General features: G+C 57.2%; 1 protein-coding gene. It reads right to left on the bottom strand.

The window, feature by feature from the left end; all coding sequences use genetic code 11:
- Positions 1–254: 254 nt before the first annotated feature.
- On the bottom strand, positions 255–668 hold a 414-nt coding region (locus O7A70_RS33915; protein ID WP_337144220.1), incomplete at its 5' end, for an SDR family oxidoreductase.

Genomic DNA, 668 nt, shown 5'->3' on the forward strand with positions numbered 1-668 from the left:
CAGCGTGATCAAATCCCATGAAGCGCTGTCTCCTATTGCGGAACATCGTGTCATGCGGCATCGAAACTCAGGAACTGCGTTGCGTCCCTCAGGCGGTGCCTCGGCCGGCTTGCGGATCTATTTCCAATGCTTAAGGAGAAAGTTAGCTCACGACGATCGCGAATGCAGGCATGTGCGATTGAAGAAGCAAGATCAATACCAGCACTCTCTGCGTTGGCTGTGTTCATGCGACGGCTCCTAGCCCGACGAATAGTTCAAACGGTTGCACTCAGCCCGCCATCGATGACGATCAGTTGGCCGCTGACATAGGCCGCGCGAGGACTGGCCAAGAATGTAGCAACTGCTGCGAATTCCGATGGATCGCCAATGCGTCGAGCCGGAGTCCTGTCCTCGAGTGCACGAATTGCTGCGGCATGGCTACCGTGGCGATTTGCTTCGTGAAGCTCCGTGCTGTGTGCTCCAGGTGCCAGCACGTTTACCGTGACGCGCTCTCCCGCCAATTCTTGTACGAGAGTATGGCAGTAAGGCACTAGCCCCGCTCGTGCGACGCCCGACAGCGCGAAATGTACTGGGGTTCGTACAATAGCCTCGGAAGCGAGCATCAATATTCGCCCCGAGCTCGAGCGGCGCAGATGGGGCAAGGCAGCCGTCACAAGATTTATCGAAGG

Origin of the sequence: Mesorhizobium sp. Cs1299R1N1, from assembly GCF_037179655.1 — a bacterium.
Taxonomy (GTDB): Bacteria; Pseudomonadota; Alphaproteobacteria; order Rhizobiales; family Rhizobiaceae; genus Mesorhizobium; species Mesorhizobium salmacidum.